Source organism: Paenibacillus sp. HW567, assembly GCF_000374185.1.
Lineage (GTDB): Bacteria > Bacillota > Bacilli > Paenibacillales > Paenibacillaceae > Paenibacillus_AQ.
This window is the reverse complement of record NZ_KB910518.1, coordinates 5892963-5916947: the sequence shown is the minus strand read 5'-3', so window position 1 is coordinate 5916947 and position 23985 is coordinate 5892963. Positions and strand designations below refer to the sequence as shown.

Annotated in this window: 19 protein-coding genes; 10 read left to right on the top strand and 9 right to left on the bottom strand. The window is 53.5% G+C overall.

The window, feature by feature from the left end:
- Positions 1-116: 116 nt before the first annotated feature.
- From B212_RS0126320 to B212_RS0126285, 7 genes are all read left to right on the top strand, one after another.
- On the top strand, positions 117-2369 hold the full coding sequence (locus tag B212_RS0126320; RefSeq protein WP_019914253.1) for a helix-turn-helix domain-containing protein: 2253 nt from the start codon (positions 117-119) through the stop codon (positions 2367-2369).
- Positions 2370-2761: 392 nt separating this feature from the next.
- Entirely contained in the window at positions 2762-4375 is a 1614-nt protein-coding gene (locus B212_RS0126310; protein ID WP_019914252.1) for an extracellular solute-binding protein, read from the top strand.
- Between the two features lie 74 nt (positions 4376-4449).
- Entirely contained in the window at positions 4450-5352 is a 903-nt protein-coding gene (locus tag B212_RS0126305) for an ABC transporter permease (RefSeq protein ID WP_019914251.1), read from the top strand.
- Between the two features lie 24 nt (positions 5353-5376).
- On the top strand, positions 5377-6249 hold the full coding sequence (locus B212_RS0126300) for a carbohydrate ABC transporter permease (protein WP_019914250.1): 873 nt from the start codon (positions 5377-5379) through the stop codon (positions 6247-6249).
- A gap of 32 nt (positions 6250-6281) precedes the next feature.
- Positions 6282-6944 (top strand): hypothetical protein, encoded by a 663-nt coding sequence (locus tag B212_RS0126295; RefSeq protein ID WP_019914249.1) that lies wholly within the window; start codon positions 6282-6284, stop codon positions 6942-6944.
- Positions 6945-6994: 50 nt separating this feature from the next.
- On the top strand, positions 6995-8728 hold the full coding sequence (locus B212_RS0126290; protein ID WP_019914248.1) for a hypothetical protein: 1734 nt from the start codon (positions 6995-6997) through the stop codon (positions 8726-8728).
- Positions 8729-8789: 61 nt separating this feature from the next.
- Entirely contained in the window at positions 8790-10181 is a 1392-nt protein-coding gene (locus tag B212_RS0126285) for an MATE family efflux transporter (RefSeq protein ID WP_019914247.1), read from the top strand.
- 161 nt (positions 10182-10342) lie between these two features.
- Here B212_RS0126285 and B212_RS0126275 read toward each other — a convergent pair whose 3' ends face one another.
- Positions 10343-11629, bottom strand: coding sequence for a Gfo/Idh/MocA family oxidoreductase (locus B212_RS0126275; RefSeq protein WP_019914245.1), 1287 nt, complete (start codon positions 11627-11629; stop codon positions 10343-10345).
- Positions 11630-11752: 123 nt separating this feature from the next.
- On the opposite strand from B212_RS0126275, the gene B212_RS0126270 reads away from it, so the two are divergent.
- From B212_RS0126270 to B212_RS32500, 3 genes are all read left to right on the top strand, one after another.
- Complete coding sequence (locus tag B212_RS0126270; protein WP_019914244.1) at positions 11753-12571, top strand: AraC family transcriptional regulator; 819 nt, start codon at positions 11753-11755, stop codon at positions 12569-12571.
- Between the two features lie 89 nt (positions 12572-12660).
- Entirely contained in the window at positions 12661-13257 is a 597-nt protein-coding gene (locus B212_RS32505) for a hypothetical protein (RefSeq protein WP_019914243.1), read from the top strand.
- Between the two features lie 620 nt (positions 13258-13877).
- Positions 13878-14597 (top strand): bZIP transcription factor, encoded by a 720-nt coding sequence (locus tag B212_RS32500; protein WP_198015893.1) that lies wholly within the window; start codon positions 13878-13880, stop codon positions 14595-14597.
- A gap of 73 nt (positions 14598-14670) precedes the next feature.
- Here the strand turns inward: B212_RS32500 and B212_RS0126255 are convergent, their stop codons facing one another.
- From B212_RS0126255 to B212_RS34790, 8 genes are all read right to left on the bottom strand, one after another.
- Positions 14671-16005: a 6-phospho-beta-glucosidase gene (locus tag B212_RS0126255; RefSeq protein ID WP_019914241.1), complete on the bottom strand. Its 1335-nt coding sequence runs from the start codon at positions 16003-16005 to the stop codon at positions 14671-14673.
- Positions 16006-16011: 6 nt separating this feature from the next.
- Positions 16012-17007, bottom strand: coding sequence for an N-acetylglucosamine kinase (locus B212_RS0126250; protein ID WP_019914239.1), 996 nt, complete (start codon positions 17005-17007; stop codon positions 16012-16014).
- Positions 17004-18020: a LacI family DNA-binding transcriptional regulator gene (locus tag B212_RS0126245; protein ID WP_019914238.1), complete on the bottom strand. Its 1017-nt coding sequence runs from the start codon at positions 18018-18020 to the stop codon at positions 17004-17006. The genes B212_RS0126250 and B212_RS0126245 overlap by 4 nt, the downstream gene beginning before the upstream one ends.
- Positions 18021-18108: 88 nt before the next feature.
- A complete protein-coding gene (locus B212_RS0126240; protein ID WP_019914237.1) occupies positions 18109-19494 on the bottom strand; it encodes an ABC transporter substrate-binding protein in 1386 nt (461 codons plus the stop codon).
- A gap of 65 nt (positions 19495-19559) precedes the next feature.
- The gene (locus tag B212_RS0126235) at positions 19560-20438 is read right to left on the bottom strand and encodes a carbohydrate ABC transporter permease (protein WP_019914236.1); all 879 of its coding nucleotides are present in this window, start codon (positions 20436-20438) and stop codon (positions 19560-19562) included.
- Positions 20435-21292, bottom strand: a complete 858-nt coding sequence (locus tag B212_RS0126230; protein WP_019914235.1) for a carbohydrate ABC transporter permease — start codon at positions 21290-21292, stop codon at positions 20435-20437. The genes B212_RS0126235 and B212_RS0126230 overlap by 4 nt, the downstream gene beginning before the upstream one ends.
- A gap of 943 nt (positions 21293-22235) precedes the next feature.
- The gene (locus B212_RS0126220) at positions 22236-23507 is read right to left on the bottom strand and encodes an IS110 family transposase (RefSeq protein WP_019914233.1); all 1272 of its coding nucleotides are present in this window, start codon (positions 23505-23507) and stop codon (positions 22236-22238) included.
- A 198-nt stretch (positions 23508-23705) separates the two neighbouring features.
- Complete coding sequence (locus B212_RS34790; protein ID WP_156830223.1) at positions 23706-23948, bottom strand: hypothetical protein; 243 nt, start codon at positions 23946-23948, stop codon at positions 23706-23708.
- Between the last annotated feature and the right edge of the window lie 37 nt (positions 23949-23985).

The window sequence follows — 23985 nt, the reverse complement described above, 5'->3', positions numbered from 1 at the left end:
CTTCTTTGACCGGGTTCAGGCTGCACGTGCTATAATTGCAATTCGGAAGTATAATTGTTGCATCAACGGCCGGACTGCGGCCTGGTATCCTGCGGTTGAATTAAGGGGGTAGTCTATTGTTCCGTACATGGTATCACCGCTTGCTGCTGTCTTACTTTCCTATTTTTTTGCTTACGGTGACGATACTGATCTTTGCTTCATTTGTGTTTATCAACGATATTTCACGAATGGAGACCAAGAAGGCGGATCGTATCACTGCCAGCTATCTCGTGGATAACGTAGACCGTACGATTAAGGAAGTCCAACTGTCAGTGCTGGACACTGCCGAAAGCAGCGATGTGTATAAGCGATATTTCAACGATGATGGCCAGACAGATGCGGGGGCAATCTATGCAATTGCCCAGAGCCTGCGCAACCTGACTGACAAATCGCCTTACATTGAATCCATTTATCTATATGACAAGAGAAATGAAAGCGTTTTAACGGAAACTGGTTTAAAAAGCCTTTCAGGATTTATAGACGAGGACTGGATTAAGCGTATTAACTCCGGTTCATTGCCGGAAGGCTGGCAGCCGGTCAGGGAATACAAGGATGAGTTCATTCAGCGCACGCCTGTGCGTGTGCTTACCATAAATAAAGGCATGCCTCTGCCCTTCGGCTCGCAGGGTGTGCTTGTCATCAATATTAAAATGAGCGCGATTGAACAGATTGTCGATAGCATGGTCAACGAACAATTGTCCTACCTTACTATTGCCGGGAGCGATGGAAAGACTATTTATCAGGCGCATTCGGACAGCGAAGGGGCGGCGAACGGCAAGTTGCTGAACACTCTGTACCTGGAAAGATTAGGATGGCAGTTTTCCAGCGGAATCAAGACGGGCAATCTGTTCAGTTGGGTTTCTGTGATCTCCTATCTCTGGGTGGCGGTTGCGTTCGGAACCGTGGTGTGCGCGGTGCTTTACCTCATATATGTGACCCGGCGCAACTACAAGCCGATTCAGGTGATTATGAACCGGATTGAAGGCCATCAGATTAGGACGATGGACAATTCCACCAACAGGCCGGACGAAATGAAGCTCATTGACGGGGTGCTGGAGGATCTGATCAACCATTTGACGGATTATGACAAGAAGAGCAGGGAGAACCTGCTGCTTCAGCGTAGCAAGCTATTCACCGATCTGCTGCGCAGCGAGCGGACGGATAATATCGTCCAGCGAATGGAGGAGCTGTCGCCGCTCTCCGGTGCTCACTCCTCGTCCCGGTTTACGGTTGTGCTCAGCGAAATCAACCGCTACGAGGAGGTTTTTCAGGAGCGCTACACAAGAGGCGACCAGAACACGCTAAAGTTTGCCCTGATGAATGTTTTTCAGGAATTGGCGCGGGGGGCTGACTTGCAGGGCTGGGTGGAGTGGATCAGCACCGACCGGGCAGCAATTCTTTTCCTGGCAACCGGAACAGATGAGAAGATGACCGGGAACATACGCATATTCGCCGAGGAATGCCGCACCTGGGTAGAGCAGAATTTGCGCATCTCCCTCAGCTTCGGCATCGGGCCGGTGGCGACGGGTCCGGGTGCGATCCGGGATTCCTATGCGGCAGCGGAGAATGTGATGCATCATAAGCTCTTGATGCACGAAGATATCGCTTTGGCGGAAGGCGTGGAGGCGCGTCAGCCGCTGCTTGAGACTTATAAGTATTTACAGATGATTGCCGAGTTCGTCAAGCAGTTTCGGATGTCGAGCAGCCAGTGGCGGGAACGGCTGGAAGAGATTTTTGAAGCGTTTGAACGCGATTTTTTGCAGGATGATGATATTCGCTCTCTAATCCAGGCCATGCTGCAAATGCTGAGCCGTGAAGTGGCCGTGATGTCGGAGCAATTGCAGGATGAGCTGTCGGCGGAGAATACCTCGCTACGGCTGAAGCTGCTGGGAGAAGCCGAATCCATTGATGTAATGAAGGGGATTCTTTTTGAATATTTGACTGATTTATTCCGTACCTATGTCGCCGTCAGTGAAACCAAAAGCTACAGGGCGATGGTCAGTGAGATCAAGAACTATATTGAAGAGAATTTTGCCAATCCCGATCTTTCCCTGAAGCATTTAAGCGACCGGTTTCAGGTATCCGGCAAATATGCCAGCTATCTTTTTAAAACGGAGTTTAATATGAAATTTGTGGACTTCCTAACGGAGCTGCGGATGAAGGAAGCGGAGCACCTGCTGCTGGAGACGGACTATTCGTTGCAGGATATAGCGCTCAAGGTTGGCTATGCCAATGCGATTTCGTTCGGAAGGGTATTTAAACGGGTCTCCGGCATCACGCCGGGGGATTACCGCGTTATGAAGCGCGGACGCCCGAACTCCAGAACATGAGCAGCACGGTTGTTCAGATAGACGTCAACACCTGAGCTTGCGCTAAATATTCAGGGACCGCAATCCTTGCCCGCCAGCCTCTGTCAGGAGGTTCAAGCATGGAGGCGGTCTTTATTTTTGGTATTTTTGAAAGCGGTTTATTGCACGAAAATGGTTGTATGGATAAACAGGAAGTCTGAATTAACGGCCAAGGGAACATCCGAAACGGGTTTATTGTCAAACTGCCGAAATTCATGGAATACTGTGGGCATCCCCAGAACAGCAAGCGGCCGAGTCGTGCATTGGTAACGCTTACTTGGGAGAGATCCAGCATCAGTGTTACACGGGTTTTAGGTTGGGGGAATCATGAGGACACCATTAAAAAAGCCTGCAAAGGCGAAGGAGATGGAACGATGACAGTGAACGTACACAAAGGAGCTCTGAAGAAAGCAATTGGGGTCGGATTAACTGCGGTAATGGGGGTTTCCCTGCTGGCCGGCTGCTCCTCCGATTCTAAGAGCAACACGGCTAACGGGGGTTCGGCAGCAGAAGGTAACAGCGCCAAGCGCGTTACGCTCAAGGTAGAAGTGTTCGACCGCGGCAACAGTCCGGCGCCTAATACCATTACCAACAACTATCTAACTAAGCTGGTGCAGGAAAAGTTCGGTGATCCAAACAACATTGATGTCCAGTTTGTACCGATTCAGCGTTCTGAGGAAGTTACGAAGCTGAACGTGCTGATGGCGAGTGACAGCGATGTGCCGGATATTGTGTTTACTTATGATTCGAGCGTATTTTACCGCTATGCCCAGCAGGGCGGTCTGACTGATGTAGGACAGCTCCTCGACGAGCATGGCCAGAACCTGAAGAAGTTTATTGGCGACGAGACCTTGGCATTCGGCCAGCTTGAGGGCAAGCAGTTCTCCATCCCGGGCAAACGTGCGATCACGGGCCGTTATAGCTCCTACATCCGTCAGGATTGGCTGGATAAATTGGGCTTGCCTGTACCTAAGACGACGGATGAGCTGTACACAACTCTGAAAGCGTTTAAAGAGAAGGACCCCGGCAAGCTCGGCAGCAAAAACATCCCAATGGGCTTTGCGCTTGCTCCGGCTCAGTATGAGACGCTGATCTACTCCTTCATTAAGCCAATCAGCGGCGATCTGACTTACAGCCAGCGGTATGAGATGCCGCTTCATGACGGCTTCAAGGATGCAATGCAGTTCCTGAACAAGCTCTACAATGAAGGGCTGATCAGCAAGGATTTCGGTCTGGATAAGGATAAGGGCCAATTGGCTAAGGATATTCAGAACGGCAACACCGGCTATTGGTCGGAAGATGTGGATGCCCAGTTCTACGCGGACGGCACGATGGATAATCTCCACAAAAATGTGCCGGGAAGCAAGGTCACTCCGGTAGACGTTTATACGAATGCCAAGGTTGACAACAAGTTCATTAAATCCCGCTATGCCTCCAACGGTATGTACATCATGATTCCAAAAAGCAGCAAGCGTGCCGTAGAAGCGATTAAATACCTGGATTGGATGGCTTCGGGCAACAACCTGATTGATATGTACAGCGGGGTAGAAGGAGAGAACTATGATCTGGTCGATGGGATTCCGGTGGTCAAAGCCGACGCCTCCCAAGAATTTAAAGATCGGATTTACAACTCCGGCGACATGGCTATCATCTCCAACGGCAAGAACATCGGCGACCAGGCAACCAACGAAAAAGCATGGGTAATGGGCTTCCCGGAAAATAATCAGGAAATGCTGAAGCAGTCAATTGCTATCGCCAACACGGACACCGTAGGCCCGATTGTCTTCGGCAAGCCGATTGAAGCGGAAGCGCAATATGGCACCACGCTTACAGATAAGATTGATGTAATCATTGTAAAAACAGCAATGGCTAAACCCGATCAATTCGATTCGGTGTACGAGCAGGAAATGAAGGATTTCATGAGTTTGGGCGGAGCTAAGCTGAAAGAAGAACTGGATCAGGCAGTGAAGGAGCTTCCGGCAAAATAAACAAATACAGTGAGAGCCGGGGGGGAGGTGTGATGCCGCTCTACCCGGTTTTTCTAAGATAGGAGGAAACCAACTTGAGCAAAGCGTCATACTTCAAACGGTATTGGCAGCTATACGCGCTGCTTGCGCTGCCTATTACTTATTTCGTGATTTTCCGTTACGGTCCAATGTATGGTGTGCAGATTGCCTTCAAGGATTTCAATCTGTTTCAGGGGATCGGGGGCAGCGAGTGGATCGGCTTTGACGCCTTCCGCCAGGTCTTTGGAATGAGGGAATTCTACACTACCCTGCGCAATACCTTTATGCTGAATTTTCTGGATTTGCTGGTCTCTTTCCCGGCCCCGATCATACTCGCGATTATGCTGTATGAGATCCGGTCGGTATGGTTCAAAAAAATATCGCAGACCCTTTTGTACATTCCCCACTTTATTTCCTGGGTGATCATCGGGGGGATCGTATACCAATTGTTTGGCAACCAGTCCGGTATGGTGAACGAAGTTCTGGTAAGTCTGGGACTGAACCCTGTTCCGTTTCTGACGGAAAAAAATCCGTGGCTGATCACGTATCTCTTCACAGGTGTCTGGCAGAGTGCCGGTTGGGGAACCATCCTCTATCTGGCCGCGCTAACGGGTGTCAACAGGGAGCTGTTCGAGGCTGCCGAAGTGGATGGAGCGACAAGGCTTAAGAAAATCCGCTATATTACGCTTCCGAGCATCAAACCAACCATCATTACCCTGCTTATTCTCAATCTCGGGAAGATGGTCAGCATCGGCTTTGACCGTCCCTATGTTATCGGGAATACAACAGTCCGTGAATACTCTGATGTGCTCAGCACCTTTGTATACCGGATCGGTCTGGAATCGGGACAATATACGCTGGCTACCGTAATCGGATTGTTCCAGGCGGTGGTGGGTCTGGTGTTCATTCTAGGTTCTAACTATATTTCAAAAAAAGTAACCGGCGACGGTATTTTATGATAAACGGAAAGGAGATGGAGTGTTATGAGTGAACGTACCTCAAACCGGATATTCGATATTGTTAATATTACCTTTGTGGCCCTGTTCGTTTTGTTCTGTCTGGCCCCGTTTTTACACATTATCGCGGTATCACTAAGTTCTAACCGGGCGATTACATCCGGCGAAGTAACCCTTTTCCCCATTGAAGTGAACTGGAACGCATACATTCAAGTATTTACTAACAATTCCATGATCCACTCTCTGATCTACACCATTGTTCTGACGATAGCCACAACGGTGTTATGCATGCTTTTCACCATCGCAGCAGCTTATCCGCTGACCAAAAAGAATCTGAAGGGCCGCAAGCTTTTTATGTACCTTATTGTCATTACCATGTTTTTCAGCGGCGGCATCATTCCCGAATATTTACTAATCCGTGATTTGAAAATGATTGATTCGGTGTGGTCGCTTATTCTTCCCGGCCTGGTCAGTCCGTTTAATCTTATTATTCTCATTTCCTTCTTCAATAATATTCCTCCCAGCCTGGAGGAGTCGGCTGAAATTGATGGCAGCTCCCATTTCCACACACTGATGCGTATTGTGCTGCCGCTATCCATGCCTGTTATGGCCACGCTCGCGCTCTTTTATGCCGTAGGACGGTGGAATGGCTTCCAGGATTCCCTGATGTACATCAATAGCCCGGAGCTGTATCCGCTTCAGCTTAAGCTGTTCCAGATGGTGCAGAACAATATGGTCTCTGAACTGACACAGATGGAGGGCTCGAACCGGACCGCACTGACACCGGAGAGCCTCAAGGCGGCCACCGTTATCTTCGCTACAGTACCGATCCTTGTGGTCTACCCGTGGCTGCAGAAATATTTTGTCAGCGGGGTTATGCTTGGCGCTGTCAAAGGCTGAGCGGCAGGGCGTAAGGAAAGGAGAACACCGATATGCTGAACGATGCGGACCGCAAGCTGGCTGCAAGGTATGCTCCGCGCTTATTCTTCGATCATAACGAGCCGTTCTTCCCGGTTCGCTTCGGCATAACGGTGCTGCGTCAGGACGGGGACTCTCCGTCCTTCCCGCGCCGTCTGGCGGTGAACCGTGCGGAGGTGGAGGCCGTTGTGGAGTATGCCATATATTACGATTATGATATTCAGCATCTATATGACCTGGAGCATGTGTGGGTGTACATCGGCAGGAACGGAGAGGTGGCCGATGTCGAAGCCAGCTTCCACGGTAAATACCTGAAAGGGCTGCTGCGCGGCCGCACCAACCTGAGCGGAACACGGGCCGGTCTATATGTCCAGCCCGGCAAGCATGCCCTCTCCCCGCTTCCCGAAGTATTTGAGCTGCTGCCGGGATTTGCCTCCTGCACGCAGGAGGAGGCAGGGGCGGACGGCTTGATTTACGGCCGCTTTCTGGAAGGAATTCTGGCGACGGACGATGAGATTAATCAACGGGTCCGCGAGTTTTTGCAAACCTGCCGGTTCACGCCATCCTTGTCTTACGGGAGTTGGAAGTACGCGGACCGGGAGGAGCTGTTCGTTTCCTGGAGCGAGCTGCTGGCGGAAATTCCTGAGCGTATCGGGAAAGAGCTGGAACGCCTGTAGATCATGGCTCCGCCGGAGCAACGCAGAATGTTTATTTGGAGGGAATCACAATGTACAAGCAACTGGTGGACAGCAATGACAGAGCGGTAGCGGAAGGGTTATCCCGGCAGGAGCTTGACCCGCAGAGCCGCTGCTATGGGGGAACGATTGATCCCGGAACGGGCATTGCCTGGGTCAATCACACGACAGGCACCCCGACTGAGATGTGTTATTGGGGAGCGGCGCTCGCCAACCCGGATTCTGCGTATTACCGGGATGAGGAGCTGCTGGCGCGGCTGCTGCTGGCGACAGAGTTCGTACTGCGCGCACAGCATGAGGACGGGTCCATCTCCCCGGGCTGGACGAACTTTCACTCTCCGCCGGATACGGCTTTTGTCGTTGTGGGCTACGCTCAGTTGTACCAATTGCTGTCGGGGCAGGACTGGCTGCCGCTGCAGCCGGTGCTGGACAATATGCGGCTGTTCCTCGAACGTACCATTCCCGTCATGCTTACGGGCGGCTGCCACACGCCGAATCACCGCTGGGTGCTGTGCGCTGCACTTGGATTTCTGCATGAGCTGTTCGGGCTGGAAGCGGTCGTTCAGCGGGCGGATGAGTGGCTGGCGGAAGGGATGGACATTTCACCGGACGGGGAATGGACCGAGCGAAGCAACGGCATCTATAGTGCAGTCAGCGACATTATGCTGATTCATGCCGCCCGTTCCCTGGATCGGCGGGGGCTGCTGGAACCGGTTCGTCAGAATTTGCGCATGATGGTCTACCTGGTCCATCCTTCAGGCGAGATTGTTACCGATTATTCCGGGAGGCAGGATCTGGGAAGCGTTCATGATCTGGCTCCGTATTATTTGCCTTATGCGATCCTGGCCCGTTCCGATGGCGATGAGATGTTCGCGGGGATGGCCGAATGGGCCGGCCATGCACTTGAGAGTCCAGGCGCATGCTCAGTCAATGTGCTGGTGCGGATGCTGCTGGAGCCGGAGCTTCAGCAGCCGCTTAAGGCAGCGGCCCTTCCGGTGAAATACGAGAAAATGCTGAACGGTGATTTCCTGCGGCACAGCTATTTACAGCAGATAGAGGCCGCCGGCCATAACGGGAAAATCTATCACAGCCGGCTGCACACCGATTTCGGGGCGCCCGTTGCCCGCTACCGGGATGAAGATACTAGTGTCACGCTAATGACGGAGACACCTTCTTTCTTTGCGCTGCGCCACGGCTCTGTAAGACTGCTGGCTGTTCAGATGGCGTCTTACTTTTACCCGGGATATGTGCCGATGCAGGAAATGACCAAGCTGCCGGACGGATACCGCCTGGCGGGAGAGCAGAAGAAGGGCTATTACGGTCCGGTTGAAGGAGTGCTCCTTCCGCAAACCGCTGAAACACCGGTCAGCCCTTGGTATTTGCTCCCGCACCAGAGCCGTCCGCTTACGCATGAACAGACATTCCGCGTACAGGCGGAGGTGCAGCGCATAGGGGAGGACTGGACGATACGGCTGCACAGTGAAGAGCCGGGGGAAGTGATGACCCAGATCTCCTTCATTTTTGGCCGGGAGGGAAGCTTCACCTCTGGAGAGCTGCGGGCTGTAGAAGAGGACGCTTATCTCTGGAGCGGCGGCAGCCTCCGCTATACATGCGGCGAGGCGTGGATTGAATTGACGGGAGGCGAGATGGGCCATCTGGCTGCCGGGGTGCGAGAGGCCAAGCTGCAGAATAACTGTAAAGCGGTGCTGGTCAACCTGGTGACTCCATTCGACAAAACGTTCACAATTAAATTGTCTCCTTCTTGACTTATGCACCTCATATGTTAGAATAACGGGGCCCTAAATTCTAATATAAAGAAGTGAACTTATGCTAGAGCCCAAGGTAAATGTGAAGCAGGGCCGCCTGTTTCTCAACAAGTATTTTTCTGGAGAATCTATTGACTACCGTCAGATTATAGCTTTATTTATTCCCCTTCTGGTAGACCAGGCCTTTGTAGTGGGGCTGAACGTTGTGAATACGGCGATGATCAGCTCGTCCGGGGTGGCGGCAGTCAGTGCGGTGAACATGATTGATTCGCTGAATATTTTTCTGATCAGTGTGTTCATTGCCGTGTCCACTGGCGGAACCGTTGTTGTAGCCCAGTACAAGGGGAGCGGCAACGACCTCATGGTGTCCAAAGCGACCGCGGGTGCGGTATCGTCTGTGTCTTTGATGGCTTTTGCCATTGGGATGTTCGGAATCATCCTGCATGGTCCGCTGTTAAATATTCTGTTCGGCGCGGCTTCGCCGGAGGTCATGGCAAATGCCCGCACGTATCTGATCGGCAGCAGCCTGTCCTACTTGGGAATTGCCGTCATGGAAGCAGTGTGCGGTGCGCTGCGCGGCATCGGGAGGACCCGTGTATCACTGGTGCTCTCGCTGATTATGAACTTTTCTTATGTGCTCCTAAACTTTGTATTTATCAACGGACTGCACATGGGTGTGCTCGGGATGACCATCGCGGTTAATGTCTCCCGGTATTTGGCGGCGATTTGCTCGCTGATCTATTTGTTCAAGCTCGACAGCAGCCTGCATGTGAAGCTTCGTGATCTGCTGGTTCTGAACTGGTCGATGCTCAAAAGAATCATGTTCATCGGCCTGCCGTTCGCAGCGGAGCAGATGTTCTTCAACGGCGGTAAGATTCTGACGCAAATCTTCATTGTCAGTCTGGGCACCTACGCGATTGCCACGAATGCAATCTGCTCCGCGCTCGCCGGGGTGATGCAGATTCCTGCGAATGCTCTGTCTCTGACCCTCATTACGGTCGTCGGCCAATGTATGGGGAGCCGGAATACGAAGGATGCGCGCAAATTCGTTAAATCCTTTCTGTGGCTGTCCTCGGGCTCCTTTGTGCTGATGGCGCTGCTGATCTTCCCGCTGTACAATCCGCTGGTATCGCTGTTCCATCCTCCGGCTGAGATTCTCAGGGACATCTTCATCGTCTTTCTGATCAATTCTATCGCTCAGATTCCGCTGTGGTCGGTCAGCTTCATTACGCCTTCCGCGCTTAGAGCGGCGGGCGATTCCAAGTTCACCTCTATGGTCTCCATGCTCTCCATGTGGCTGTTCCGCGTGGTGCTGGGCTACATTCTCGGCATTGTGCTCCACATGGGCATTATCGGGGTATGGCTGGCGATGAACTGTGAATGGGGTGTGCGCGGCGCTATCTTCCTCCGGCGTTTTCTTGGGGAGAAATGGGTCCGGCACCGCGTTATTTAGGGCGTGGGGTAAACAATTCATGGTAGAAAAAGAACCCGGTGTATACTGTGTGACCCGTAAGATGGAAGCTTTGAAAAAAAGCGGCCCTCTTGCGGGTCATTTGTATTTAACCGGACTGGAAAACAAGCCTGTTCTTGTATAAGTTACTCTATATTAAAAAGCTACATCCGCCACAAATCGTCAACCTTCACCGGCTGTCCTGTGCGCATGGAGCGGTTGGCGGCAATGCCGGTCATGATCGACATCGCGCCGTCCTTGTGGGAGGCAGCGCGGTTGAAGCGGTCCTCCTGTTTTTTATCAAAAATGTCGCGCAGCAGCACCGGATCACCCCCGCCGTGTCCGCCAGCGGCGCTCTCAAGCTGAACGCGGTAAGGCTCCCGGAAATGCGGATAGATAGTAATATTGACCGCCTCAAGCGCGCCCTCATTTTCTTTTGTGCCGCCGGAATTGACGTAGGATTGTTCGGTGATGCGGACCTCCATCCGGCCGAGCGTGCCATTGAAGACGATAATGAAGCCTTCCCACGGCATATAAGCGTTCAGCGAATAGTTCATGACGGTCTTGTTCTTGTATTTGACCATCACATTCATCGTATCCTCGATGCTGATGTTATCGCCGAAGACACTCTGGTCGCGCTGGTAGCCATCCTCATGCTCGGCATCCAGATACATACGCTTCAGGGTCTCATTGCGGTCCAGGTGAAGGGCAAAGGGATCATTCTCGGCGGCCTTGCTGCCATAAGCGCGCTGGTAAAATTCCGTGATTCCCCGCTTCTCGGCATTCTCCCTGCCATAGAACCGCAGATCGCCCATAGCGAACACGGTATCCGGCTGCGAAGCCAGCCAGAAGTTCATGAGGTCGAAGTGATGCGTCGATTTGTGCACCAGCAGGCCGCCGCTGTTCCGTTTGTCCCGGTGCCATCTGCGGAAATAATCCGCCCCATGCCGGGTATTCAGCAGCCACTCGAAATTGACGGACAGGATTTCGCCCAGCACGCCGTCCATAATAAGCTCGCGGATCTTCGTATTATGCGGGGCATACCGGTAGTTGAAGGTGACGCGCAGATTCTTGCCGGTACGCTCAATAGCCTCGAAGATGTCACGGCATTTCTCCTCATCAATGGTCATCGGCTTCTCGGAAATAACATCGCACCCCAGCTCCATCGCACGGATAATATACTTGTGGTGTGTGCGGTCAATGGTGGTTACCAGCACGAAATCAGGCTTAGTCTCCGCAATCATCCGGTCGAAATCCCCGGCTGTATAGGTTGGCACTTCATGATAGCTGTATTTATCCGTCAGCCGTTGATTGGCATAATTCATCCGGGTCTGATTAACATCGCACAAGGCCACCAGCTCGGAGGTTTCTTTGTAAGCGGTAACAAGTTCGCCATAGTAAAATTCTGCCCGGCCGCCGGTGCCGACGATGGCATATTTCTTTTTGGACAAGGGGATCACTCCATTTACTTGGATTTGTTTCTATTTTATAGTATAGAAAATGTTAAAAGTGAACGGTAATTAGTCTGATATAACAAAAAGTATACATATATTATTCTGATGTGGAGGCGGAGGATGGACGCTATATTTGAGGTGGAGCAAATCAGACGGACCGGGAATTTCAATATGGATTCCGACCATTTTCATGATTTCTATGAAATCTATTATTTGCTGTCCGGGGAGCGGCATTATTACATTCATAACAGGATTTATGCGCTGCAGGCAGGAGATATCGTGTTTATCAATAAAAATGAGCTGCACCGCACGACCAGCCGCAACCGTTCGCCGCATGAGCGGATTCTGATCAGCTTCGATGAACAGTTCCTGAGCCCGGTGGCCGGAATGGATATGGACCGTCTTGGGATACTGGCGGGAGAGAGCTTTCTGCTTCGGCCCACCGCCCATGAGCAGGGGGAGATCGTTGACCTGCTTCAGGCCATGCTGCGGGAGCAGCGGGACAACCAGCATCGGAGCAGGCTCTATTTGCAGACGCTGCTGCTTCAGCTCTTGATCCGGCTGGACCGTATCCGGGACGCGAAGCCTTCGGCGGTGAACCCTGAACAAAGCGAGGGGCAGCGCAGGGTGTACGATATTATCGAGTATCTGGATGCGCACTATCGCGAGAAACTGACACTTGGCGGAATTGCCGAGCATTTCTTCATCAGCACCCCGTATTTGTGCCGGACGTTTAAGCAGACGACAGGGTTTACCGTTGTCGAGTATCTGAATTATGTCCGCATCCGGGAGACGAAGGCATTGCTGAAGGACACGGGGTGGAGAGTAACCCGGATTGCCCGGGAGACGGGGTTCGAGAGCATTGCTCATTTTGGACGGGTCTTCAAGGGAGTCACCGGACGCACGCCGCTGCAATACCGCAAGCAGAACCGGGAGTAGTGAGCTGTGTTATGGTGATGCGCCGGGGTCACGGATTACACTGCAGGTAGGTAAGAACGAAGCTGCATTCCTTTATAAGGCGGTGGGTTATGAAAAGAGTCATGTTCACGCTGGTTGTTGCTGTTATGTTTCTGAGCGGCTGTTCATTTGCTGGAAATTCGTCTCCGTCGAATTCTCCGGCCCCTGTCTCCGTTACAGTGCCGGACAATCTGCCGTACTCCGTGCGAATTGCGATGTCTATCGCGATAAGCAGTACGGATAACGAGAAGCAGCTCGGCAAACCGGCGATTGTCCGGTCAGGGAAGCCCTACACATATGAAATCCGGAACCTGCCGGATCAGAGCCGGCTGATTACTGTCTATGACCAATCCCTAAGGCTTCTCGATCAATGGCGGCTGGATAAGCTGCTGAACAAAGAGGTTTTTGATGGACTTACCCCCGGGCTATCCACAAGTGCGGATGTAGAACAGCTCGACCGCTTCATATATCTGGTGGAATACCCCAAAGGGAAGGCGCTGAGTGAACACCGGCTGGTCCAAGGGACAGTCACCGTGAACTATGAGAACAAGGATAATACCTGGGTTGTTAAGGACATAGAATACGGTTCCCCGGATAGCCCGGCCAACCTCAGCCGTATTCTCGAACCGGAGGACCTGAAGGAGATCCTTCCTGATACGGCCAGTTAGATCGTCAGACGCTACATGTTGGTGTTCAAACGATACTCCGCCGAACGGATTAGGGCGTGGAACTCACGCTGCAGGCGTATCCGGCCCCGCGAACAGCATCATCTCCTGATCGGAAGAGTCTGCCCATGTGTAAACATTCCTGTATACGCTAAATTTTCGACTTAGACAAAAACAAGGGCGCCTCGTATGATGGGGGGTGTAGCGGACCGAGCAGCTCTTATTACTACTGGAAGTCCTTTTTCTGCAAGTGAACGGACTCCAGCGCCGTTATGGGCGGACATGTACACCAAATATACCTGCCGAAGAGGCAATAAGGGCTTTTCGGTCCGCTAGCTGGGTAAATGTACCCCTTTCAAGGGAATAAGGCTTTACGGGTCCGTAATGAACAGCGGGCTGAATACGACAAATTCCCTCGCCCCGAACCACAAAGGCTCCATAATCAGCCATACATTTAGAACGGATACCGCTAGCTGGAATTGGTATGGTTCTGGCCGAAACCGGATTTTCGTGGGGGCTGCTTGTTCTTCCGGCGGTTCCAGAATTCCACATATTGTCTATCCCTAAGCGGTTGTTCTAATTTATAATGTAAAAGTTCAAATATACAAAAATTGGGGTGGCTTATGAAAGTGAAAACAGCAGGTCTCTGGATGGCTGCTGCTCTGCTGGCGGTATCCGTGGCCGGATGCTCTTCGGGGAATTCAAGCTCCGCTGGAGAGAACACGGAGAAGCTGAAGACTGAGATCAGCAAGCTTCAGGAAGAGAACAAACAGCTCAAGGAAGAGAACGACAAGCTGAAGCAGGAGGCTTCGGCGGCAGCGGTGGCCGCAACAGGAAATACGGAGGCAGCGGATTCAACGAATGAAGGCGGCAGTACGAATACGTCCGGCTCCGAGGAACAGGACAAGGCCATTGTCAAAGGCCAGCCGCTTACCATCGGCGGAATTGCGGAGTATACGATCACCAAGACGTCTTTTGCCAAAAAGGTCATTCCCTCCAAACCGGGTTCATTCTATACGTATTACGAAGCCAAAGAGCCGGGAACCACTTATTTGGCCATCACGCTGAAGGTGAAAAATTTGGGCGGAGAAGGGAAAGCTGCGGATTCTTTTGCCGAAATGCAGGTCAAATATGATAATCAGTATGAGTATAAAACCTTCTCTACCTTGGAAAAGAACGGCGGCGAAGACTTCACCTATACCAATATTTCGGATGTGGAGCCGCTCAAGAACGGTACGCTGGTCTACCTGGCGGAGGTTCCCGATGAAGTGCAGACTGGTGACAAACCGCTGTATGCGGAGGTAAAGATTGAGGGTCAAACCTACCGGTACACCATACGTTAATCCAGTAAAAGAGAGAGCCTGCCCTATCCGTAGTCATCATCTGCGGATGGGCAGGCTCTTCTGTTATTCAGACCTATTTCACTGGCGCGGAGGCGGCCTCTTTGGCAAAAAAGTTCGGCAGATACTCCTTGTTCGCCTCCAGCATTTCGTCCAGCATCGCTATGGCTACCTCTACGGAAGGCACAAGCGGATGGTGCGCCAGCGCCTGGATCGCCAGGCTGCGGTCTCCGGTTACGGCGGCGTCGATGGCGAGCTGCTCGTAGGTTTTGACGGCATGGATTAGCCCCGTGGCCATTGGCGGAATCTTGGTCAGCGGAAGCGGAAGCGGCCCGGTCTTGGTGACAACGCAGTTGACCTCAATGCTGGCATCGTCCGGCAGGAAGCCGAGAATGCCGCGGTTCGCAACGTTCAGCGTCTGGATGTCGTTCGTCCCATTGTGGAGGGAGCGCATCAGGTTAACCGCAGCCTCGGAATAAAAGGCCCCGCCGCGCTGCTCAAGCTGCTTCGGCTTCTCGCTTAGCTCAACATTGCTGTAGATTTCGAACAGCTCTTCCTCTACGCGCTTCACTACCTCGGCACGGTTGCCGCCTTGCTTGAACGACTCCAACTGCTCTGCGAGCATGGCATCGGTCATGTAGAAATATTTCAAATAGTAGGAGGGCAGGGCGTGCAAGGATTGCAGGAATTCGGGATTCCACTCCCGGGCAGGCACATTCTTCGCACTGTAGCCGGCGGTATCGGCCAGCATTTCATCCAGCTTGTCTTCGCCTTCCACATCAATGCGGGTGATCCAGTGCAGATGGTTCAGGCCGACGAATTCAGCATAGATCCGGCCAGGAGCGGCATTGTACTTGGCTGACACCTGCTTGATCAGGCCGATGGGGGCGTTGCACAGTCCGATGCTTTTTACATTCGAATATCTGAGAACAGCTTCAGTAACCATACCCGCCGGATTGGTGAAGTTAAGCAGCCAGGCGTCCGGGGCGAGCTCCTCAATATCCCGGCAAATGTCCAGAATTACGGGAATCGTGCGCAGCGCCTTCAGCATGCCGCCGGGACCGGTTGTTTCTTGCCCGATCACGCCATATTTCAGGGGGATTGACTCGTCGCGCGCGCGGGCATCCAGCATGCCGACACGGATCTGCGTGCTGACGAAATCCGCGCCTTCAATAGCCTCGCGGCGGTCAGTGGTGAGGTGGACCTCTATCGGAAGCCCGGATTTCTCGACCATCCGCTTAGCGAGGCTGCCGACGATGTTCAGCTTGCGCAGGCCGGGCTCGATGTCCACAAGCCACAGCTCGCGGACAGGAAGCTCCTTATGATGAAGAATGAAGCCTTCGATAAGCTCCGGGGTATAGGAAGAGCCGCCGCCGATCACGGCGATTTTAAGACCTTGGGTAGCTGCCAAGTTACATCACTCCTGTCTGGTTGAGATAGGGATCGCTTCGAATTCCTGAAACATACGCATCTTCTGATGAATATCTGCCGTCACGGTGATGCCGTCCTGCTCCAGCGCCGACCAGACGGCGCCGACAACGGGCTCTGTGGCTAAAGTGACAACGGAAGCGCCCGGGGCCGCATTATGCACTGCCTGCTCAATAGGCCTGCGAATCCAGCCCTGGTCGCCCCGGGTAAGCAGACTTCCGGCAAGAACCACATCAAAGGTTTCATTCTCCATGCCCAGCCTGTGAATGACTGCCGTTGCGGCCTTGCCCAGCTCCACGCCCTGGCGCTCCAGAATAGCAAGCGCGGCGGCATCGCCCCCCGCCGCCGCCGGGAACAGCAGGCGGGCGGCATCCAGCGGCACGGACTTTCCGTGGTCAAGAAAGTCATTGTACATGTCCTCCACCCGTCCATAGCCGAGCAGCTTCAGCAGCGGCTCCGTAAGCAGCGTGGGTGCCTCGCGCCCGTCCCAGGCCCGGAGCACGGTGCGGAACACCTCGATGTTCAGCGCCCCGCCGCCGCCGAAATCGCCGTACATATAATCGAAGCCGCCGCATTGGAAATGCCGGCCTTCGCGGCTGCGTCCGGCGGCGTTCGTGCCGGTGCCGCAGATCAGGGCCACGCCGTAAGGGCGGTCCGTCCCCGCCCGCAGGCCGATCATCGGGTCGCCGCTGATCGTATACCGGGTGAAGCCGATGCCGCGGATCAGCGGATGCAGGATAGCATAATCCGTCTTGCGGTCAGCCCCGGCGAGTCCCAGGTAAGCATGGCTGAGATCGCCAAGCTGGAGTCCGGCTTCCGCCAGCGCCGCGAAGGCGGCGGCACGGATGTTGGCTGTGGCCTGCGCGGCTCCCGTCTGGTGGTTCCCGTTCCCGCTCCTGCCCTTGCCGAGCACATTGCCGTGCTCATCGCAGAGCAGGGCGTAGGTCTTGCTTCCTCCGCCATCGAGCCCCAAGTAGTAAGTCAATGGTCGTCACTCCTAAAGTTTTGTGGCATACGCGAGGTGGATTCACGTACAATCAGCTCCGGGTCAATCCGAATCCCTCCGCCGCGTTTCATAGTTCCATTGATGCGCTTCAGCAGCATGTCGGCGGCGGCTACCCCGATTTTGTCTGCGGGCTGGCGCAGGGTCGTCAGATGCGGGCGGAGCTGGGAGGCGATGATATGGTCATCATAGCCGATGACAGCCACATCATCCGGCACGCGCACTCCTGCTTCCATTAAAGCGTTGATTACGCCGAGGGCGATATTGTCATCGCCGGCAAATACGGCGCTGGGCAGCTTGCCCTCCGCCAGCCAGCGCCGCGCGGTGTCGTAGCCTGCAGCGATTTCGAAATTGCCGTGAACGATTTCAAACGGCGCAAGGCCTTTTTCCTCCAGCGCCTTCAGGAACCCTCCCCGGCGCTCTCTTGTGCTGCGGAACATCTCCTGCCCGCAGAGATGGGCAATTGAGGTATGGCCCAGCTCCAGCAGATGGCTGGCGGCGGCATACCCGCCTTTGAAATTATCGACGGTTATGGAATAGCTGTCATTCCCCGGCTGCTGATTGTCGATCAGCACATAAGGGATGCCGCGCCGCTTCAGTTCCACGATATAGTTATCCTCCTGCATCGGGGAGAGCAGAATCAGGCCGTCTACCCGGTCCTCCTGGATCAGATAATGGCTCTCGTCCGAGCCGATACCGGTAGAGACGGAAATCGCCAGGAAATATCCGTGCAGCGCCAGCAGCTCATTCAGCTCTTTGACTACAGCATCGAAGAAGGAGTCCTGCAGGGTGGTTACAATCAGGCCGATGATGCCGGTCCTGCCGCTGGCCAGGCTGCGGGCCGCCGCGTTGGGGCGGTAATCCAGCTCTTTTATCGCCTCCAGTACCTTCTGGCGGTTCTTCTCGCGCACCGAGCCGGCTCCGTTTATGACCCGGGATACCGTGACAACGGATAATCCGGATTTTTTGGCTACATCAAAAATACTCACTTTCATCTTAGGCGCTCCTTGCGGCGGATTTTCCGAACCTTGTACTCTACCTTCAGTATACAGGGCCTGCCGGATATCCGCTAAACGTATGGGCTTATCTTTTAATAATCCCGCTCACCTTCTGCTGAATCACCGGCATCACTTCTTCCAGCGTCTTGTGTCCGGTCTCAACCGGCTGCATTTCGTTAATGAACATGTCATTGATCTGCGAGTAGTTGGTGATCAGATGATTGTAGGATTCATAGCCATATTTGACCGCGCCTTCGTAGACCTTCTTCACATCCGCCGGGTCGATGCCGTCAAAATGCTTGTAGTAGACTTCCGCAGCCTCGGTATTCACCGGCGGGTTGCCGCCGCTCAGCTCGATGGATTTCTCCTGAACCTCAGTGGTCATCAAATATTTGATCCATTCAAAAGCTTCCTTCGGATGCTTGGAGTCCTTCAGAATCAGCAGCGGATCGACGAACAGCGTGCTGCGCACCTTGTCATTGCCGCCCCACGGCACCGCGGCTACGCCGATTTTGAAGGGGAAGTCATTGGCGCCCGCAAGGTTCCAGGAGCCGCCGATGGACATGCCGATTTTGCCTGCGACGAAGGGATCGCCGTTCTGTCCCGCTACGCTTTTGCTCCACTCGGAGGTAGGAGAGACCTTATCCTTGAAGATCAGATCGAACAGCTTCTGGTAAGCGGCAATCACCTTGGGGGAGTCAAAATAGGTCTCGGAAGGCACGCCGCCGTTCGTCCAGGTATCCGCGGAATAAGGCTCAGCTCCAAAATACAGCGGCCGCATATCGCGCTCGGCCCAGGTGAAGTCCACGCCGTACTGGGTTTTGGCAATGTCATCAGAGACGATGGTCATTTGCTTGGCCTCTTCGACCATTTTGTCAAAGGTCCAGCTCTTGTCCTCGTAGTCGCTTGGCGGGTAGGGAAGCTTCGCAGCATCGAACATGTCTTTGTTGTAGAGCATCAAGGTGACATACATGTTGACGGGGATGCCGTAGGTGCGGTCCTTGACGGTGTAGATTTTCATCAGATTGTCCGGGATATGATAGTCCTCCGGCTTGAAGCCGTCTTCCTTGATCAGGTCGGTCAAGTCTAGCAGCATGCCTTTGTTGTAATATTCGGCGAAGCCGCCATACCCGTAATGGCTGGTCACGTCCGGGGACTTGCCTCCGGCAATCAGGGTCTGGAGCTTGCTGTCGAACTGCTCATAGGGCGCTTTTTCCACCTTCACCTTGATGTTCGGGTGCGCCTTCTCGAAGTCGGGAATCAGCTTCTCAATGAAGGTCCGGTCCTCGGAATCAATGGTGTAATGCGTAATGGTCACCGGTTCACCCACGCCGCTGTTCCCGGAAGCCCCATTGCTCCCCGTGGCGATGCCGCCTGCCGATTTGCCTCCGCTGCAGCCGGATAATGCCGCCATTGTGAGGCCTGCTGCAAGCAGCAGCGCGGAGATCTTCCTCTTACGGTTGTTGTTCATCAGTCAATCCCTCCATGAATTCAAGTATATTATTTCTGAAATGAACCGCCGGATTAGGGCGGAGATTACTTGATGCCTGTCAGTACGATGCCTTCCACGAACTGCTTCTGGGCGATGGCGAACAGCGTCACGATAGGAAGCATCGCCAGTACGGAGGCGACCATCAAGAGATGCCACGGCGGAATACGGAAGCGCGATGAGGTAAGTGAGGCCATGCCTACCGGCAGCGTGAATTTGTCCGATGAGCTTAAGTAGAGCACCGGTGTAAGCAGGTCGTTCCAGCTATAGATAAAAGCAAAGATGGCCACGGTCGCCAGTGCCGGGCCGGACAGCGGCAGAGCGATGGTCCGCCATATCCGCAGCTCGCCGCAGCCGTCGATCCGCCCGGCATCGAACAATTCCTCGGGCAGGGTGGAGAAGAACTGCCGCAGCAGAAAGATATTGTACGCCGAGCCGAAGAATGCGGGCACGATCAGCGGCAGGAAGGTGTCGATCCAGTTCAAGTGGGAGAAGAGCACAAACTGCGGAATCATGATCGCCGGATACGGCAGCATCATGGTGCTCAGCAGCAGGATGAACAAGAAGCGGTTGCCTCTGCCCTTGAACCGGGCGAACCCGTAAGCGACCAGCGCCGAGGAGATTAGGGTGCCAATGACGGTGAGCACGGCGATGATCAGACTGTTCTTGTACAGAGTGCCGAACTGCAGCGTCTCAAAAATATCTCTGTAATTGCTCCAAGCCCAGCTCTCCGGCAGAAAGGTCGGCGGAAACTTCAGCATTTCGCGCTTCGATTTCAGTGAGGTGGAGACCATGAAGAACAGCGGCAGCAGCATAAGGAAGGTGGTAATCAGCAGGGTGATGAAGCTGGCTGCTTTTACGGGGTCCACTCTTCGGCGGTGCGCAGATGCGGCGGCGGGGAATTTTGTCATTTTGACGGTGCTCATCGGGGTCCGCCTCCTTCGTAATGAACATAACGGTTCGACAGCTTCATAATAATGCCCGTGCATAACATCACGACGATCAGCAGCACCCAAGCGAGGGCGGAGGAGTATCCGGCGCGGTATTCCTTAAAGGCGCTGGTGTAGAGATTGTAGACGTAGAACCAGGTGGAGTAATTGGGACCGCCTTGTGTCATGACAAAAGCCTGGGTAAAAACCTGGAAGGAGTCGATTAGGCCCATAATGAGCTGGAACAGCAGCACAGGCGAGATCATGGGCAGCGTGATATTCAGAAAAATGCGGAACCGTCCGGCCCCGTCGAGATTGGCGGCTTCGACTAGACTTGCGGGCACACCCTGCAATCCGGCGAGGAAAAGGATCATGCCTGAACCGGCGGTCCAGAAGGACATGATGATCAGGGCGTACAGCGCAGTATCCGGGTTCATCAGCCAGGCCGGGCCGTGAATGCCGAACCAGGAGAGCATATAGTTAAAGAGGCCGATCTGCGGGTTGAAGATCCAGTACCAGAGGAGCGACATCGCCACCCCGGACACCATACTGGGAAAATACATCGCAGTACGGAAGAAACCTCTAAGCGGAATGGTCTGGTGCAGCAGCAGTGCGAAGCCGAGGGCCAGCAGGAGCTGGATGGGTACGCTGATGAAGGTATATTTTAGCGTGACCGTGACCGATTTCCAGAACAGCTCATTCTGAAACATCTCCGTGTAATTGGCGAGTCCGATGAACCTGGGCGGGTGGATAATGTCATAATCGGTGAAGCTGTAGTAGAGAGACGACAGAATAGGGTACAGGGCGAAGATAAGAAACCCGATCAGCCAAGGGGAGATGAACATATACATGTAAAAAGTCTGCCTCCGGCCTTCACTCTTAATCACAGACACACAACCCTTCTCGTTAAAAGTATAAGCGCTTTAATTTTAAGGACAAACAGATATTTTGTGATACTTAAAATAAGGGATCGCGGAAGAATAAAGTTTAATCGCTTAAACTTTTTGAACGGGCTGTTGAGATTATCATAGAGGATGGGCAGGAAATAATCAACCCTAAATTCACGAAATGAAGCGCTACCAGTAAGGAAACATGACGTATTTTGTTTTTTTTATCTTGTTTTGCGGCGTGCTTTTCAAGAAATTGAATTAAATGCGTTAGATAATATGACATCTATTGGGCTTAAATTGGAGAGGGGTGCATTATTCATTCAGGTCGGTCGTGCACGCTTCAGGTCTATCGGCCCCCGCGAACAGAATCATCTCCTAATTGGAAGAGTATGCCACTTTGTTGCGGACTGAGCCGCTCTTATCCCTACTGGAAGTCATATTTCCGTTAGTGAACGGACTCCAGCGCCTTTATGGGCGAACTTTCAACCCAAATATACCTGCCGAAGCGGTAATAAGCGCATTGCGGTCCGTCCCTCGTATTTAAGGGGTATTCTCACGAATACTCACTCATTCGCAGGATTTCATCGCAATGAAGCGGTGGAGAAGGTTCGTTTGGGGTGGAGAAGGAGCCGCCAGCATGCTAGCGGGCATGCAGGAACAGAAGCAACGCATGACGTGCTTTTGGGTCCTCGATATCCTGCACACTCCACATGGCCCACGGGGGTTTACCCTCCCAGATCTCAACGGGTCTATGCCCTTACATTCCTTCGTTACACCTGCCCATGGCGTGGAGACCGATCGCGTTTAGTTAACGGGTCTATGCCCTTTCGGACCGAACATTCGGTTCTCTTATGCACATTCTGCTGTACACTCCTGCGAATAAGTCAATTCTCGGGGTTCGGGTTTACGCGGCAACCGGAGCTGCACTACGGTACGTTTCCCCGCGCTGCACCATGCCGATCAGGATACGAGCCCACTTGCCAATCAACTTAAAAAGTGAAGCTTGCTTCTTCATGCCCCGCGCCTGGTTGTGCGCATGCCAGCGCTTGAAATCGGGGTTTTGCCGCACCAGACTCAGCATCCCCCAGTACAAGTATTTGCGGAGGGTACTGTCGCCGCGTTTGGAGAGCTTGATTTGACCTTTGAACTTGCCGGAGGTGCACTCGGCCAGGTTTAGGCCGGCTCGTCGCAACAATTGCCTGCCATGGGCATAGTGGCGCAGGTCGCCTGCTGAGGCCAGAATGGCTGCCAGCGTGATGTTTCCTAGCCCGCGGATGCTTCGCAACTGTTCGGCCAAGGGGATTTCCGCCAAGATCGATTGGATGGCCTCATCCATTTCGCCGAGCATGGCGACCACATGCTCGTAGGTTTGAAGCAGGCGGCGAATGTCTTGCCGCGCCTCCTCCGTTGCCCTCGTATCACTAATACTGCGCGTGGCTGCTGCCAGCAATGCGGCTGCTTTCGCCCTGCCGCTGACACCGGAGGCGCGTTTCATCCCTTGCTTACGCCAATGGTCAATGACTTCATCGATGCTCAGTCTCTTCAGCTCACACGGCAAAGGGCAAGCGTGGAGCGACGCGAGCGACCGGAGTACCGTCCAATCCGGGAAGACTTGGCGAAATTCCGGGAAGTACAGGTCAATCCAGCGGACGATCCGGTTGCCCAGACTTGTCGATTGCTTGACCCAATACTCCCTGTCGCTCATGAGCGTCTTTAGCCGCTCGAATGAAGCGGCCTGAGTCACGTAGTCCGTGTAGTAGCCACCGCTTACGACGTCCGCGATGACAAGCGCATCCTTGGGGTCGTTTTTGGAGGGACTGTTGTCCCGGTTTTCCTTGTTGCGGTGGGTCGTCACCGGATTGACCAACACCACCTCGATGCCTTGCTGAAGCAACCAGTTGGCGAGGTTAAACCAGTAATGGCCGGTGGGCTCCAGACCGATGAGAAGGGACGTTAGCCGATGCTTCGACTGAGCCACTCTGACCCAGCGCAAAAGTGTCTCAAAGCCGTCCAGCGTGTTCGGGAAAGACAGATGACGGGGAGTGAGCGAACGACCGCGAAAATCGGTCATCTGCGCGGCATGCGTATCCTTAGCGATGTCGATCCCAACCACTGCATGCTGCAGGGTAATTCGTTCAATGCGTTGATTCATTGTCTCATTTCGGTTAGACTTCATAGTAAGCGCCTCCTGATGGGTTTTTAGGACTCTGATCCCTTACACCCCCATCATACGAGGCGCCCTTGTTTTTGTCTAAGTCGAAAACTTAGCGTTTACAGGAATGTTTAGCACAGCTAAATGTATCCCTTTCGGGAGAATAAAGCCTTCACGGTCCGTAAGATCAGGAGGATGAATACCACGAATTCCTCTATATAGTTACTGAGAAAACACAACGGAAATACCGTTGTTGGGCACGCCGAGGCTGGAAGTAGCAGAAACAACAGCAGAAATACCGTTGTTGGGCACGCCGAGGCTGGAAGTGGCAGGAACAACAGCAGAAATACCGTTGTTGGGCACGCCGAGGCTGGAAGCGGCAGGAACAACAGCAGAAATACCGTTGTTGGGCACGCCGAGGCTGGAAGCGGCAGGAACAACAGCAGAAATGCCGTTGTTAGGCACGCCGAGGCTGGAAGTAGCAGAAACAACAGCAAAAATA